This window comes from Pseudomonas sp. PAMC25584 (assembly GCF_058135675.1).
In genome coordinates this window covers 6263106-6277809 of record NZ_CM176870.1, presented here as the reverse complement: position 1 = coordinate 6277809, position 14704 = coordinate 6263106, and the positions used below count along the sequence as shown (strand labels likewise).

The 14704-nt window shown below is 56.8% G+C and carries 16 protein-coding genes; all 16 read left to right on the top strand.

Annotated features, from left to right (window positions below; translation table 11 throughout):
• Positions 1 to 585 precede the first annotated feature (585 nt).
• The 16 genes from rpmH (at position 586) to atpG (ending at position 14685) form a co-directional block, all read left to right on the top strand.
• Positions 586 to 720 (top strand): 50S ribosomal protein L34, encoded by a 135-nt coding sequence (rpmH, locus tag ACS5Q8_RS29460; protein WP_003213577.1) that lies wholly within the window; start codon positions 586 to 588, stop codon positions 718 to 720.
• A 13-nt stretch (positions 721 to 733) separates the two neighbouring features.
• Positions 734 to 1141, top strand: coding sequence for a ribonuclease P protein component (gene rnpA, locus ACS5Q8_RS29455; RefSeq protein WP_426101977.1), 408 nt, complete (start codon positions 734 to 736; stop codon positions 1139 to 1141).
• Positions 1134 to 1379: a membrane protein insertion efficiency factor YidD gene (gene yidD, locus ACS5Q8_RS29450; protein ID WP_003213574.1), complete on the top strand. Its 246-nt coding sequence runs from the start codon at positions 1134 to 1136 to the stop codon at positions 1377 to 1379. Before rnpA ends, yidD begins: the two co-directional genes overlap by 8 nt.
• A gap of 2 nt (positions 1380 to 1381) precedes the next feature.
• Complete coding sequence (gene yidC / locus ACS5Q8_RS29445; RefSeq protein WP_465159713.1) at positions 1382 to 3064, top strand: membrane protein insertase YidC; 1683 nt, start codon at positions 1382 to 1384, stop codon at positions 3062 to 3064.
• A gap of 79 nt (positions 3065 to 3143) precedes the next feature.
• The gene (gene mnmE / locus ACS5Q8_RS29440) at positions 3144 to 4514 is read left to right on the top strand and encodes a tRNA uridine-5-carboxymethylaminomethyl(34) synthesis GTPase MnmE (protein ID WP_426101879.1); all 1371 of its coding nucleotides are present in this window, start codon (positions 3144 to 3146) and stop codon (positions 4512 to 4514) included.
• A gap of 552 nt (positions 4515 to 5066) precedes the next feature.
• On the top strand, positions 5067 to 6959 hold the full coding sequence (gene mnmG / locus ACS5Q8_RS29435; protein WP_465159712.1) for a tRNA uridine-5-carboxymethylaminomethyl(34) synthesis enzyme MnmG: 1893 nt from the start codon (positions 5067 to 5069) through the stop codon (positions 6957 to 6959).
• On the top strand, positions 6956 to 7600 hold the full coding sequence (rsmG, locus tag ACS5Q8_RS29430) for a 16S rRNA (guanine(527)-N(7))-methyltransferase RsmG (RefSeq protein WP_465159711.1): 645 nt from the start codon (positions 6956 to 6958) through the stop codon (positions 7598 to 7600). The genes mnmG and rsmG overlap by 4 nt, the downstream gene beginning before the upstream one ends.
• 18 nt (positions 7601 to 7618) lie before the next feature.
• Complete coding sequence (locus ACS5Q8_RS29425; RefSeq protein ID WP_276195569.1) at positions 7619 to 8416, top strand: ParA family protein; 798 nt, start codon at positions 7619 to 7621, stop codon at positions 8414 to 8416.
• A gap of 9 nt (positions 8417 to 8425) precedes the next feature.
• Positions 8426 to 9298 (top strand): ParB/RepB/Spo0J family partition protein, encoded by an 873-nt coding sequence (locus tag ACS5Q8_RS29420; RefSeq protein WP_253400231.1) that lies wholly within the window; start codon positions 8426 to 8428, stop codon positions 9296 to 9298.
• Positions 9299 to 9446: 148 nt separating this feature from the next.
• Positions 9447 to 9854 carry a F0F1 ATP synthase subunit I gene (locus ACS5Q8_RS29415; RefSeq protein WP_247396726.1) on the top strand — a complete coding sequence of 136 codons (408 nt, stop codon included), beginning with the start codon at positions 9447 to 9449 and terminating at the stop codon, positions 9852 to 9854.
• A gap of 16 nt (positions 9855 to 9870) precedes the next feature.
• Entirely contained in the window at positions 9871 to 10740 is an 870-nt protein-coding gene (atpB, locus tag ACS5Q8_RS29410) for a F0F1 ATP synthase subunit A (RefSeq protein ID WP_128591039.1), read from the top strand.
• A 133-nt stretch (positions 10741 to 10873) separates the two neighbouring features.
• A complete protein-coding gene (gene atpE, locus ACS5Q8_RS29405; RefSeq protein WP_002555987.1) occupies positions 10874 to 11131 on the top strand; it encodes a F0F1 ATP synthase subunit C in 258 nt (85 codons plus the stop codon).
• A 57-nt stretch (positions 11132 to 11188) separates the two neighbouring features.
• Positions 11189 to 11659, top strand: a complete 471-nt coding sequence (locus ACS5Q8_RS29400; protein ID WP_015886647.1) for a F0F1 ATP synthase subunit B — start codon at positions 11189 to 11191, stop codon at positions 11657 to 11659.
• A gap of 12 nt (positions 11660 to 11671) precedes the next feature.
• Positions 11672 to 12208, top strand: coding sequence for a F0F1 ATP synthase subunit delta (locus ACS5Q8_RS29395; protein ID WP_276195565.1), 537 nt, complete (start codon positions 11672 to 11674; stop codon positions 12206 to 12208).
• A 21-nt stretch (positions 12209 to 12229) separates the two neighbouring features.
• The gene (gene atpA, locus ACS5Q8_RS29390) at positions 12230 to 13774 is read left to right on the top strand and encodes a F0F1 ATP synthase subunit alpha (protein ID WP_010565869.1); all 1545 of its coding nucleotides are present in this window, start codon (positions 12230 to 12232) and stop codon (positions 13772 to 13774) included.
• A 50-nt stretch (positions 13775 to 13824) separates the two neighbouring features.
• Positions 13825 to 14685 (top strand): F0F1 ATP synthase subunit gamma, encoded by an 861-nt coding sequence (gene atpG / locus ACS5Q8_RS29385; RefSeq protein ID WP_154741459.1) that lies wholly within the window; start codon positions 13825 to 13827, stop codon positions 14683 to 14685.
• The last annotated feature ends 19 nt before the right edge of the window (positions 14686 to 14704 follow it).

Below are 14704 nucleotides of genomic sequence, written 5' to 3'. Positions count from 1 at the left end.
GGATATCCCCTAAGTTGAAAGCCGGTGAGGCAAAAACAGCCGCCATTGTAGCGGTCGGCCGTCCACTTATCCACATGTAGGTTGCGCACAGGCCAGCCAAAATCAACGTGTTAACGCGAATAAAGGCGACCAATGGTCTGTGCATAAGCTCTGTGGATAAGCGCCCCTAAGCTCGTTGCACAAGTGGGGTCGAAAGTCTGTGGGTAACTGGCCTGTGGATAACAACCCATTCCACCCACAGCTTATCCGACAGCGCAGCACAGGCAGAGCACCGTTTCTCCCCCGTGTTGTCATTCTCTGTACATCAAGTAGAATATGGTGTTGAGGTAGTTATCCACAGAAGATTGCCTGCCTAGCTTTTATAAGCTTTACAGAAAAGCTTTAAATAACTTCCTTCTTTATTTTTATATCTATGGCATTGCCTCTGTACGGCGGTCGGACAGAAAAGCGCTGATGGCCTGCAAAGAACTAATTCAAGGAAAAGCTGGTTGGAAATTGACCTAGAGGCTTGCTTTCTCTAGAATCGCCGGTCTCTTAAAACGGGGGCCATTCCGGCCCGTTGTGGACGAACCAGGTAACAACGCCATGAAACGTACTTTCCAACCAAGCACCATCAAACGCGCCCGTACTCACGGCTTCCGTGCTCGCATGGCTACCAAGAACGGCCGTGCTGTCCTGTCGCGTCGCCGCGCCAAAGGTCGTGCGCGTCTGGCAGTTTGATAATCCGGTACTGGTGGTGAGTCAGGACTTCAGTCGGGAAAAGCGTCTGCTAACCCCCCGGCACTTCAAGGCAGTCTTTGACTCCCCCACCGGCAAGGTTCCGGGGAAAAATCTCCTGCTCCTTGCGCGTAACAACGATCTGGATCACCCCCGTCTCGGGTTGGTGATCGGCAAGAAGAGCGTAAAGCTCTCCGTTGAGCGCAATCGCCTCAAGCGTCTGATGCGCGAATCGTTTCGCCTCCACCAGGACACTCTGGTTGGTTGGGATATTGTTATCGTCGCGCGCAAAGGCTTGGGGGACGTAGAAAACCCCGAATTGATTCAGCATTTCGGCAAGCTCTGGAAACGTTTGGCGCGTACCCACACGCCAGCACCAGCAGTCAGCACCGAAACTGTAGGGGTAGACAGCACCGATGCGTAAACTGGCCCTCGTTCCGATCCAGTTTTACCGTTATGCCATTAGTCCTCTGATGGCCAACCACTGTCGTTTCTACCCCAGTTGTTCCTGCTACGCGTTAGAGGCCATAGAAAATCATGGTCTTCTGCGCGGTGGCTGGCTGACCTTTCGTCGTTTAGGTCGCTGTCATCCGTGGAATCCCGGTGGTTATGACCCGGTTCCACCTATCCCCACCTCCCGTTCTTCTTCGATGGCCGAGTAATCATGGATATTAAACGCACGATCCTGATCGTCGCCCTGGCAATCGTGTCCTACGTCATGGTTCTTAAGTGGAACCAGGACTACGGCCAAGCTGCCCTGCCGACTCAGAATGTTGCTACCAATCAGGCTGCGCCGGCTATACCGGACACCCCGCTGGGTAACAATGCGTCCGCGAGTGCCGATGTTCCCAGCGCGAATGGCGAGACCAGCACCCCTGTAGAAACGCCAGTTGTCACCAATAAAGACCTCATCCACGTAAAAACGGATGTGCTCGACCTGGCTATCGATCCACAAGGTGGTGATATCGCGCAGTTGAAACTGCCGCTGTATCCACGTCGCCAAGACCATCCGGATGTTCCGTTCCAGCTGTTCGATAACGGCGGCGAACGTGTTTATCTGGCACAAAGCGGCCTGACCGGCACCAACGGTCCGGATGCACGTGCTACCGGTCGTCCGGTTTATTCGACCGAACAGAAGACTTATCAACTGGCTGATGGCCAGAACCAATTGAACGTCGACCTGAAATTCAGCCTCGACGGCGTCAATTACATCAAACGCTTCAGTTTCACCCGCGGTTTGTACGACTTGAAGGTCACTTACCTGATCGACAACGAAAGCAACAAACCGTGGAGCGGCAACCTGTTTGCCCAGCTGAAGCGTGATGGCAGCTCGGATCCTTCTTCCAGCACCGCCACCGGCACCGCGACTTACCTGGGCGCCGCCCTGTGGACAAGTAACGAGCCGTACAAAAAAGTGTCGATGAAAGATATCGACAAGGGCGCGTTGAAAGAAACCGTTCAAGGTGGTTGGGTTGCCTGGTTGCAACACTACTTCGTGACCGCGTGGATTCCGAACAAGGGTGAAGCCAATCTGGTTCAAACCCGCAAGGACAGCCAGAGCAACTACATCATTGGCTTTACTGGCCCGGCGTTGACCGTCGCACCAGGTGCCAAGGCTGAAACCAGCGCGACCCTGTACGCCGGTCCGAAAAGCCAGGCAGTGCTCAAAGAGTTATCCCCAGGTCTGGAATTGACTGTGGATTACGGCATCCTGTGGTTCATTGCCCAGCCGATCTTCTGGCTGCTGCAACATATCCACAGCATCGTTGGCAACTGGGGCTTCTCGATCATCTTCCTGACGATGCTGATCAAGGGGATCTTCTTCCCACTGTCGGCCGCCAGCTACAAGTCGATGGCGCGCATGCGTGCCGTGGCCCCGAAACTGGCCGCGCTGAAAGAACAACATGGTGATGACCGGCAGAAAATGTCGCAGGCCATGATGGAGCTGTACAAGAAAGAGAAGATCAACCCGCTGGGTGGATGCTTGCCGATTCTGGTACAGATGCCGGTGTTCCTGTCGCTGTACTGGGTACTCCTGGAAAGCGTGGAAATGCGCCAGGCGCCGTTCATGCTGTGGATAACTGACCTGTCGATCAAAGACCCGTTCTTTATCCTGCCGATCATCATGGGCGCGACCATGTTCATCCAGCAGCGCCTGAACCCGACGCCGCCGGACCCGATGCAGGCCAAGGTGATGAAAATGATGCCAATCATCTTCACTTTCTTCTTCCTGTGGTTCCCGGCTGGTCTGGTGCTGTACTGGGTGGTCAACAACGTGTTGTCGATCTCTCAACAGTGGTACATCACGCGTAAGATCGAAGCGGCTACCAAAAAAGCCGAGGCGTAACTTACTCTGTGGATAACCACTCAAGACGCCCCCTAGTGGGGCGTTTTGCTTTCCGTCACTTTTGTTCTGGAACCTGCTGATGAGCGCTCCTCGTGAAACCATCGCTGCTGTCGCTACCGCACAAGGTCGCGGCGGAGTCGGCATCGTTCGAATTTCCGGGCCGCTCGCCGGCATGGCTGCCAAGGCCATCAGCGGTCGTGAGTTGAAGCCGCGCTATGCCCATTACGGCGCGTTTCTGGATGCGGACAACCAGGTGCTGGACGAAGGCCTGGCCCTCTATTTCCCTGGCCCGAATTCGTTTACCGGTGAAGATGTCCTTGAACTGCAGGGCCACGGCGGCCCCGTCGTACTGGATATGTTGCTGCAGCGCTGCCTGCAACTGGGCTGCCGTCTGGCCCGGCCGGGGGAATTCAGCGAGCGCGCGTTTCTCAACGACAAACTCGACCTGGCCCAGGCCGAAGCCATTGCCGATTTGATCGAGGCCAGTTCTGCACAGGCGGCGCGCAATGCCTTGCGCTCGCTGCAGGGGGCATTTTCCCTGCGTGTGCATAACCTGACCGAGCAACTGATCAACCTGCGCATCTATGTGGAAGCGGCAATTGATTTTCCGGAAGAGGAAATCGACTTCCTCGCCGATGGCCATGTGTTGGCAATGCTGGATAAAGTCCGCGACGAGTTATCCACAGTGCTGCGCGAAGCCGGGCAGGGCGCTCTGTTACGTGACGGTATGACCGTGGTGATCGCCGGGCGGCCCAACGCCGGCAAATCCAGCCTGCTCAATGCCCTAGCGGGCCGTGAGGCGGCGATCGTTACTGAGATTGCCGGCACCACCCGGGATATCTTGCGCGAACATATCCACATCGACGGCATGCCGCTGCACGTCGTCGACACCGCCGGCCTGCGTGACACCGACGACCAAGTGGAAAAGATCGGCGTGGAGCGTGCCCTCAAGGCGATAGGCGAAGCAGACCGCGTGCTGCTGGTGGTAGACGCCACCGCGCCCGAGGCCGTGGACCCTTTCGCCCTGTGGCCGGAATTCCTCGAACAACGGCCTGACCCGGCCAAAGTTACCTTGATCCGTAACAAGGCCGATCTCACCGGTGAAGCCATTGCCATGGAAACCAGCGAGGATGGCCACGTTACTATCAGCCTGAGCGCCAAGTCGGCTGGGGAGGGCCTGGAGTTGCTGCGCGAACACCTCAAAGCCTGCATGGGCTATGAGCAGACGTCGGAAAGCAGCTTCAGTGCCCGTCGCAGGCACCTGGAGGCGCTGCGCCATGCCAGCACGGCGCTGGAGCACGGTAGGGCACAACTGACCTTGGCGGGGGCCGGTGAGCTGCTGGCTGAGGATTTACGCCAGGCACAGCAACTGTTGGGCGAGATCACCGGTGCGTTCAGCTCGGATGACCTGCTGGGACGGATCTTTTCCAGCTTCTGTATCGGTAAATAGTCCTTCGTTGTCCACAGACAGGCCATTCGTGCCTGTCTGTTGCTCTTGTTTCAGCCACCTCCCTCTCATTTTTTATTCATAACCAAGCCTTTGGTGGCTTCGCCGTGGGCGCAATTTGCGTTGGCGCGTCTATTTTTGTGGATTAAGCCCTGTGAATAACCGCCCCTGTGCTCGGTTGATAACAGGGCTTGAAACCTGAGTAAAAAACCCTCTGTGGATAACCACCTGTTTAATCCACAGGCTTAGAGCACTTATCCACGCCACTCATGGGCACATGACCACAGACTTTTGAATCTCTGTACACAACGTGAATTAAGGGCTGTAGAGATCTATCCACAGAAAGTAGGCTCAGTAGAAATAAACATAAAAACAAAGATTTAATATATTTCTCTCTTTATAATTTCTATTGTCTGTGATTCATCCACAGCTGGTTAAATTTTGTGCAAAGGGTTCTTTAGGAGGGGCTAAGTCCCTATACTGGCCGCCAAAGCTCTAAAACCAGCTCAACCAATCAATTCCTAATTACCTACATAAGCAGGCACGAGGTGCGTGGTGGATTTCCCTTCCCGTTTTGAAGTGATCGTCATCGGCGGCGGTCATGCCGGTACCGAGGCAGCACTGGCCTCAGCACGCATGGGCGTAAAAACCCTGTTGCTGACGCACAACGTGGAAACCCTTGGTGCCATGAGTTGCAACCCTGCCATTGGCGGCATCGGCAAAAGCCATCTGGTCAAGGAAATCGACGCCCTTGGCGGTGTCATGGCGATGGCCACCGACAAAGGTGGTATCCAATTTCGTGTGCTGAACAGCCGCAAAGGCCCCGCCGTGCGTGCGACCCGGGCACAAGCCGACCGCATCCTGTACAAGGCCGCGGTGCGCGAAACCCTGGAAAACCAGGCGAACCTGTGGATATTTCAACAGGCCGCCGACGACCTGATCGTCGAACAGGACCGGGTACGCGGTGTTGTCACCCAGATGGGCCTGCGGTTCTTAGCGGAATCCGTGGTGTTGACCACCGGCACCTTCCTCGGCGGACTTATCCACATCGGCATGCAGAACTATTCCGGTGGCCGAGCCGGCGATCCGCCGTCGATTGCCCTGGCACAACGCCTACGCGAACTGCCGCTGCGGGTCGGTCGCCTGAAAACCGGGACGCCGCCGCGAATCGATGGCCGTTCCGTAGATTTCTCGGTGATGACCGAGCAGGCCGGTGATACGCCGATTCCGGTGATGTCGTTCATGGGCTCGAAAGAACAGCACCCGAAACAGGTGAGCTGCTGGATTACCCACACCAACGCCCGAACCCACGAAATCATCGCGGCAAACCTCGACCGTTCGCCGATGTATTCCGGGGTGATCGAAGGTATCGGGCCACGTTACTGCCCGTCGATTGAAGACAAGATCCACCGCTTTGCCGACAAGGAAAGCCACCAGGTCTTCATCGAGCCCGAAGGCTTGACCACTCACGAGCTGTACCCGAACGGGATATCCACATCCCTGCCGTTCGACGTGCAAATCCAGATCGTGCAATCGATTCGCGGTATGGAAAACGCGCATATCGTGCGTCCCGGCTACGCCATCGAGTACGACTACTTCGACCCGCGAGACCTGAAATACAGCCTGGAAACCAAAGTGATCGGCGGCCTGTTCTTCGCCGGGCAAATCAACGGCACCACCGGTTACGAAGAAGCCGGCGCCCAAGGTTTGCTGGCCGGGACCAACGCCGCGTTGCGCGCGCAGGGCAAAGACAGCTGGTGCCCGCGTCGCGATGAAGCGTACATCGGCGTGTTGGTTGACGACCTGATCACCCTGGGCACCCAGGAACCGTACCGAATGTTCACATCGCGGGCGGAATACCGTCTGATCCTGCGGGAAGACAACGCCGACCTGCGCCTGACCGAAAAAGGCCGCGAGCTGGGCTTGGTGGATGACGCACGTTGGGCGGCTTTCTGCAAAAAACGCGAAAGCATCGACCTGGAAGAGCAACGCCTGAAAAGTACCTGGGTTCGTCCGGGCACTGAGCAGGGCGACGCGATCGCCGAAAAATTCGGCACGCCGCTGACCCACGAGTACAACCTACTGAACCTGCTGTCCCGTCCGGAAATCGACTACGTCGGTCTGGTCGAAGTGACCGGCGGTGGTGCAGACGATCCGCAGGTCGCCGAACAGGTCGAGATCAAAACCAAGTACGCCGGTTACATTGATCGCCAGCAAGATGAGATCGCTCGTCTGCGCGCCAGTGAAGACATCAAGCTGCCTGTGGATATCGATTACACCGGGATTTCCGGGCTGTCGAAAGAAATCCAAAGCAAGCTGGGGATAACTCGGCCGGAAACCTTGGGCCAGGCTTCACGTATTCCCGGCGTCACCCCGGCAGCCATTTCGCTGTTGATGATTCATTTGAAAAAACGCGGCGCGGGCCGTCAGTTGGAGCAAAGCGCTTGAGTTCGTTGGTCACCTCGCAACACGCCGAAGAGTTATCCACAGGAGCACGCCAGTTGGGCGTCGACCTGAGCGCCGCCCAGCATGAGTTGCTGCTGGGCTACCTGGCCCTGTTGATCAAATGGAACAAGGCTTACAACCTCACGGCAGTGCGCGATCCCGACGAAATGGTCTCGCGCCACCTACTCGACAGCCTGAGCGTGATGCCGTTCATCGAAAACGGCCGCTGGCTCGACGTGGGCAGCGGCGGCGGCATGCCCGGCATTCCCATGGCCATCCTGTTTCCCGATTCGCAAGTGACGTGCCTGGACAGTAACGGCAAGAAGACCCGCTTCCTGACCCAGGTCAAACTCGAGCTGAAGCTGGACAACCTGCAAGTTATCCACAGTCGCGTCGAAGCCTTCACGCCGCAGCAGCCTTTCAACGGAATTGTTTCCCGGGCTTTCAGCAGCATGGAGAACTTCAGCAACTGGACCCGCCACTTAGGCGAACGTGACACCCGTTGGCTGGCAATGAAGGGCGTTCATCCAAGCGACGAGCTGCTAGCATTGCCGGCAGACTTCCACCTCGATAGCGAACACGCCTTGGCCGTACCCGGTTGCCAAGGCCAACGCCATCTGCTGATACTGCGCCGCACGGCATGATTGGGAACACAAGCAAGAATGGCTAAGGTATTCGCGATAGCGAACCAGAAAGGTGGCGTGGGTAAAACCACCACCTGCATCAACCTCGCAGCATCCCTGGTCGCGACCAAGCGCCGGGTGCTGTTGATCGATCTCGATCCACAGGGCAACGCCACCATGGGTAGCGGTGTGGATAAACACGGCCTGGAAAACTCGGTCTACGACTTGCTGATTGGCGAGTGCGACCTGGGCCAGGCCATGCACTATTCCGAACACGGCGGTTATCAACTGTTGCCGGCCAACCGCGATTTGACGGCGGCGGAAGTGGTGCTTTTGGAAATGCAGATGAAAGAAAGCCGTCTGCGCAGCGCCTTGGCGCCGATCCGCGAGAATTACGATTACATCCTGATCGACTGCCCGCCGTCGCTGTCGATGCTGACGCTCAATGCGCTGGTGGCCGCCGATGGCGTGATTATTCCGATGCAGTGTGAGTATTTCGCCCTCGAAGGCTTGAGCGACCTTGTGGATAACATCAAGCGCATTGCCGAACTGCTGAACCCGAACCTGAAAGTCGAAGGGCTGCTGCGGACCATGTATGACCCGCGCCTGAGCCTGATGAACGATGTATCGGCGCAGCTCAAGGAACACTTCGGCGATCAGCTATACGACACCGTGATCCCACGCAACATCCGCCTGGCCGAAGCGCCAAGCTATGGCATGCCCGCGCTGGCTTACGACAAGTCCTCCCGTGGTGCCATTGCCTACTTGGCATTGGCCGGCGAGATGGTTCGTCGTCAACGCCGCAACTCCCGTACCACTGCAGCCCAGCCAACTTAAGGAAACCCCATGGCCGTCAAGAAACGAGGTCTCGGACGTGGACTGGATGCACTGCTGAGTGGTCCGACTGTCACGACCCTTGAAGAACAAGCGGTACAGGCCGACGAGCGCGAGCTGCAGCATCTGCCGCTGGACCTGATCCAGCGCGGCAAATACCAGCCACGCCGTGACATGGACCCCCAGGCGCTGGAAGAACTGGCCAATTCGATCAAGGCCCAGGGTGTGATGCAGCCGATCGTGGTACGCCCGATTGGCGGCGGCCGCTTTGAAATCATCGCTGGCGAACGCCGCTGGCGCGCGAGCCAACAGGCCGGCAAGGAAACCATCCCGGCGATGGTGCGCGATGTGTCGGATGAAACCGCCATCGCCATGGCGTTGATCGAGAACATCCAGCGCGAAGACCTCAATCCGATCGAAGAAGCGATCGCCTTGCAGCGTTTGCAGCAGGAGTTTCAGCTGACCCAACAACAAGTGGCCGATGCCGTGGGTAAATCCCGCGTGACCGTGTCTAACCTGTTGCGCCTGATCGCACTGCCGGAAGTCATCAAGACGATGCTTTCCCACGGCGACCTGGAAATGGGTCATGCGCGTGCTTTGCTCGGTTTACCGGAAAATCAACAGGTTGAAGGGGCGCGACACGTTGTCGCACGAGGCCTCACCGTTCGTCAGACCGAGGCCCTGGTTCGGCAGTGGCTCAGTGGCAAACCTGCACCGGTCGAAACGGCCAAACCTGATCCGGATATCGCGCGTCTCGAACAGCGCCTGGCCGAGCGCCTGGGCTCTGCGGTGCAGATTCGGCATGGGAAGAAAGGCAAGGGCCAATTGGTCATCGGCTATAACTCGCTCGATGAGCTTCAGGGCGTGCTTGCCCACATTCGCTGAAACAATTGCTTATGTAGCGCGTGATCGGAAATCACTACCTGACAGTTGAATAGGGGCAGAACCGCCCCTATACTCTGCGCGCATTTTGTCGGCACAAATTATGCCAAGTTATTGATTTCCGGCAGCCGACCATTGAGGAGCAAGAGTGGTGGAAACCCGCACGCCAAACACGTCGTCGTTCCATCGCTTGGCGGTTTTCCCGGTGCTAATGGCGCAATTTGTCATTTTGCTGATCGCCGCACTGGCGCTTTGGTATTGGCATGGAGTCGTAGCCGGGTACTCGGGACTCTGCGGAGGCCTGATAGCCTTGCTGCCCAATATGTATTTTGCTCATAGGGCCTTTCGGTTTTCCGGCGCCCGAGCAGCCCAGGCTATCGTCCGGTCTTTTTATGCCGGCGAGGCGGGGAAATTGATTTTGACGGCAGTGCTGTTTGCACTGACCTTTGCAGGTGTGAAGCCATTGGCGCCGCTGGCTGTATTCGGCGTCTTCGTGTTGACCCAACTGGTCAACTGGTTCGCTCCCCTGCTAATGAAAACAAGACTTTCGAAACCTTAGGGCGTTTGAGGCAACCATGGCAGAAACAACCGCTTCGGGCTATATCCAGCACCACTTGCAGAACCTGACCTTCGGTCAGCTTCCCAACGGCGGCTGGGGCTTCGCCCACACCGCAGCAGAAGCCAAAGAAATGGGCTTCTGGGCTTTCCACCTGGATACTTTGGGTTGGTCGGTCGCATTGGGTCTGATCTTCGTCCTGATTTTCCGCATGGCGGCAAAGAAGGCGACTTCCGGTCAACCAGGTGCCCTGCAGAACTTCGTTGAAGTATTGGTCGAATTCGTCGATGGCAGCGTGAAAGACAGCTTCCATGGCCGTAGCCCGGTGATTGCACCGCTGGCACTGACCATCTTCGTCTGGGTGTTCCTGATGAACGCCGTCGACCTGATTCCGGTCGACTGGATTCCTCAGTTGGCCATCCTGATCACCGGCGATCACCACATTCCATTCCGTGCGGTGTCCACCACTGACCCTAACGCCACCCTGGGCATGGCCCTGTCGGTGTTTGCGTTGATCATTTTCTACAGCATCAAGGTCAAGGGCATCGGCGGCTTCATCGGCGAACTGACCCTGCACCCGTTCGGCAGCAAGAACATCTTCGTTCAAGCCCTGCTGATCCCGGTGAACTTCCTGCTGGAATTCGTGACCCTGATCGCCAAGCCGATCTCCCTGGCTTTGCGACTGTTCGGCAACATGTATGCCGGCGAGCTGGTGTTCATTCTGATCGCTGTGATGTTCGGCAGCGGTCTGCTCTGGCTTAGCGGCCTGGGCATTGTTCTGCAGTGGGCGTGGGCTGTGTTCCACATCCTGATCATCACCCTGCAGGCGTTTATCTTCATGATGCTGACCATCGTCTACCTGTCGATGGCGCACGAAGAGAACCATTAAGACCAGTCTCGACTAGTCTGATGTCCTTCCCGGTAAAACGGGAAGGTGGCCTGAAAGGGCTATGAAACGATTTGTTTTACCGCTTTAAAATCTAAAAAACCTAAACCATACGACGTAAAAGTCGGGAGGAAAGATGGAAACTGTAGTTGGTCTAACCGCTATCGCTGTTGCACTGTTGATCGGCCTGGGCGCCCTGGGTACTGCCATTGGTTTCGGCCTGCTTGGCGGCAAATTCCTGGAAGGCGCAGCGCGTCAGCCAGAAATGGTCCCAATGCTGCAAGTTAAAATGTTCATCGTCGCCGGTCTGCTCGACGCCGTGACTATGATCGGCGTTGGTATCGCTCTGTTCTTCACCTTCGCGAACCCCTTCGTTGGTCAACTCGCTGGCTAATCACTCGAATTTTCGAGTTGATTGGGGTGATGGACAACGAATGAGCGAGGTGTTGGCGTGAACATTAATGCAACCCTGATTGGCCAATCCGTTGCGTTCTTCATTTTTGTAGTGTTTTGCATGAAGTTCGTGTGGCCTCCGGTCATCGCGGCTTTGCACGAACGTCAGAAGAAGATCGCGGATGGTTTGGACGCTGCCAGCCGTGCAGCTCGCGACCTGGAGTTGGCCCAAGAGAAAGTGGGTCATCAACTGCGCGATGCTAAAGCACAGGCAGCTGAAATCATTGAGCAAGCCAAGAAACGCGGCAACCAGATCGTCGAAGAGGCTGTTGAAAAAGCCCGCGTCGAAGCTGACCGTGTGAAGGCTTCGGCTCATGCCGAGATCGAACAGGAACTGAACGGCGTCAAAGACGCGCTGCGCGCCCAACTGGGTGCTCTGGCGGTCGGCGGTGCCGAGAAGATCCTCGGTGCCACAATCGATCAAAACGCGCACGCGGAGCTGGTTAATAAACTGGCTGCTGAAATTTAAGCGAGGGCGATCATGGCAGAATTGACCACGTTGGCCCGACCTTACGCTAAGGCAGCCTTCGAGCACGCCCAGGCCCACCAGCAACTGGCCTCTTGGTCAGCCATGCTCGGCCTGGCTGCAGCAGTGTCACAAAACGACACCATGCAGCGCGTGCTCAAGGCCCCGCGCCTGACGAGCGCAGACAAGGCCGCCACGTTTATTGACGTGTGCGGCGACAAGTTCGATGTGAAAGTGCAGAACTTCATCCACGTCGTTGCCGAAAACGACCGTCTCCCGCTTTTGCCGGAGATTGCCGCTCTGTTCGACCTGTACAAGGCCGAGCAAGAGAAGTCGGTAGACGTTGAAGTGACCAGTGCTTTTGCATTGAACCAAGAACAGCAAGACAAACTCGCCAAGGTTCTCAGTGCACGACTCGACCGGGAAGTGCGCCTGCAAGTTGCGGAAGACAAATCCCTCATTGGGGGCATTGTCATTCGCGCCGGCGACCTGGTTATCGATGGCTCGGTTCGCGGCAAACTCGCGAGCCTTGCCGAAGCATTGAAATCTTGAGTTTGAAGGGGCAGCAGAGCAATGCAGCAACTCAATCCTTCCGAAATAAGTGAAATTATCAAGGGCCGCATCGACAAGCTCGATGTGACCTCCCAAGCCCGTAACGAAGGCACTGTCGTCAGCGTATCTGACGGCATCGTGCGGATTCACGGTCTGGCCGACGTCATGTACGGCGAGATGATCGAGTTTCCGGGCGGCGTCTACGGTATGGCCCTCAACCTGGAGCAAGACTCCGTAGGTGCCGTTGTATTGGGCGCGTACACCAGTCTGGCTGAAGGCATGAGCGCCAAGTGCACCGGCCGCATCCTGGAGGTTCCGGTTGGTAAGGAACTGCTGGGTCGCGTAGTCGACGCACTGGGTAACCCAGTTGACGGCAAAGGTCCGCTGAACAACACCGAGACCGATGCGGTCGAGAAAGTTGCTCCAGGCGTGATCTGGCGTAAGTCGGTAGACCAGCCTGTACAGACTGGCTACAAGGCGGTCGATGCCATGATCCCAGTCGGCCGTGGCCAGCGTGAGCTGATCATCGGTGACCGTCAGATCGGTAAAACCGCTCTGGCGATCGACGCGATCATCAACCAGAAGAACAGCGGCATTTATTGCGTCTACGTAGCGATCGGTCAGAAACAATCGACCATCGCCAACGTGGTTCGCAAGCTGGAAGAAAACGGCGCCCTGGCCAACACGATCATCGTGGCTGCCAGTGCTTCGGAATCTCCTGCGCTGCAATTCCTGGCACCGTACTCCGGTTGCACCATGGGTGAATTCTTCCGCGACCGCGGTGAAGACGCGCTGATCGTTTATGACGATCTGTCCAAGCAAGCAGTGGCTTACCGCCAGATTTCCCTGCTGCTGCGCCGTCCACCAGGCCGTGAAGCCTACCCAGGCGACGTGTTCTATCTCCACTCCCGTCTGCTGGAGCGCGCATCCCGCGTTTCGGAAGAATACGTAGAGAAGTTCACCAACGGCGCAGTGACCGGCAAAACCGGTTCCCTGACCGCACTGCCGATCATCGAAACCCAGGCTGGCGACGTTTCCGCGTTCGTTCCGACCAACGTGATTTCCATCACCGACGGTCAGATCTTCCTGGAATCGGCCATGTTCAACTCGGGCATCCGCCCTGCAGTGAACGCCGGTGTTTCGGTATCCCGTGTGGGTGGTGCCGCTCAGACCAAGATCATCAAGAAGCTCTCCGGTGGTATCCGTACCGCTCTGGCTCAGTACCGTGAACTGGCGGCATTCGCCCAGTTCGCTTCTGACCTGGACGAAGCGACCCGTAAGCAACTTGAGCATGGTCAGCGCGTTACCGAGCTGATGAAGCAGAAGCAATACGCCCCAATGTCGATCGCTGACATGGCGTTGTCGCTGTATGCCGCTGAGCGTGGGTTCCTGACCGACGTTGAAATCGCCAAGGTCGGCAGCTTTGAACAAGCGCTGATTGCTTACTTCAACCGCGATCACGCCGAATTGATGGCGAAGATCAACGTGAAGGGTGACTTCAATGACGATATCGACGCTGGCATGAAAGCCGGTATCGAGAAGTTCAAGGCCACCCAAACCTGGTAAGCCGCAGCGGGAGCCGCAAGGCTCCCGCTTGCTAACCTGATAGGTGTTACATGGCAGGCGCAAAAGAGATTCGCAGTAAGATTGCGAGCATCAAAAGCACGCAAAAAATTACCAGCGCCATGGAAAAAGTGGCGGTCAGCAAAATGCGCAGGGCACAAATGCGTATGGCTGCTAGCCGTCCTTATGCGGAGCGTATCCGCCAGGTAATTGGGCATCTGGCCAACGCCAACCCGGAATACCGCCACCCGTTCATGATCGACCGCGAAGTTAAGCGTGTGGGTTATGTGGTTGTGAGCAGTGACCGTGGTTTGTGCGGTGGTTTGAATACCAACCTGTTCAAGGCCCTGGTCAAGGACATGGCGGTAAACCGCGAAAACGGCGTCGAGATCGATCTGTGTGTAGTTGGTAGCAAGGGTGCGGCCTTTTTCCGCAACTTCGGCGGTAACGTCGTTGCAGCTATCAGCCACCTGGGTGAAGAGCCGTCGATCAATGATTTGATCGGCAGTGTGAAGGTGATGCTGGATGCGTACCTGGAAGGCCGGATTGACCGCCTGTCCGTGGTATCCAACAAGTTCATCAACACCATGACCCAGCAGCCAACCGTGGAGCAATTGATTCCACTGGTGGCGACTCCGGATCAGGAACTCAAGCACCACTGGGACTACCTCTACGAACCAGACGCCAAAGAGCTGCTTGACGGCTTGATGGTGCGCTACGTGGAGTCGCAGGTGTACCAGGCGGTGGTCGAGAACAACGCAGCTGAACAAGCGGCGCGGATGATCGCGATGAAAAACGCTACCGATAACGCCGGTGATCTGATCAGCGATTTGCAGCTGATCTACAACAAGGCGCGTCAGGCTGCGATCACCCAAGAGATCTCGGAAATCGTCGGCGGCGCTGCCGCGGTTTAACGGTTCAAATATTCAGAGG

What these genes read in the sequence shown, in the direction of transcription:
- atpB (WP_128591039.1), top strand. Translation starts at nt 9,871, where the DNA reads ATGGCAGAAACAACCGCTTCGGGCTATATCCAGCACCACTTGCAGAAC.
- yidC (WP_465159713.1), top strand. Translation starts at nt 1,382, where the DNA reads ATGGATATTAAACGCACGATCCTGATCGTCGCCCTGGCAATCGTGTCC.
- atpA (WP_010565869.1), top strand. Translation starts at nt 12,230, where the DNA reads ATGCAGCAACTCAATCCTTCCGAAATAAGTGAAATTATCAAGGGCCGC.
- rpmH (WP_003213577.1), top strand. Translation starts at nt 586, where the DNA reads ATGAAACGTACTTTCCAACCAAGCACCATCAAACGCGCCCGTACTCAC.
- ACS5Q8_RS29425 (WP_276195569.1), top strand. Translation starts at nt 7,619, where the DNA reads ATGGCTAAGGTATTCGCGATAGCGAACCAGAAAGGTGGCGTGGGTAAA.
- atpG (WP_154741459.1), top strand. Translation starts at nt 13,825, where the DNA reads ATGGCAGGCGCAAAAGAGATTCGCAGTAAGATTGCGAGCATCAAAAGC.
- mnmE (WP_426101879.1), top strand. Translation starts at nt 3,144, where the DNA reads ATGAGCGCTCCTCGTGAAACCATCGCTGCTGTCGCTACCGCACAAGGT.
- yidD (WP_003213574.1), top strand. Translation starts at nt 1,134, where the DNA reads ATGCGTAAACTGGCCCTCGTTCCGATCCAGTTTTACCGTTATGCCATT.
- atpE (WP_002555987.1), top strand. Translation starts at nt 10,874, where the DNA reads ATGGAAACTGTAGTTGGTCTAACCGCTATCGCTGTTGCACTGTTGATC.
- ACS5Q8_RS29420 (WP_253400231.1), top strand. Translation starts at nt 8,426, where the DNA reads ATGGCCGTCAAGAAACGAGGTCTCGGACGTGGACTGGATGCACTGCTG.
- ACS5Q8_RS29395 (WP_276195565.1), top strand. Translation starts at nt 11,672, where the DNA reads ATGGCAGAATTGACCACGTTGGCCCGACCTTACGCTAAGGCAGCCTTC.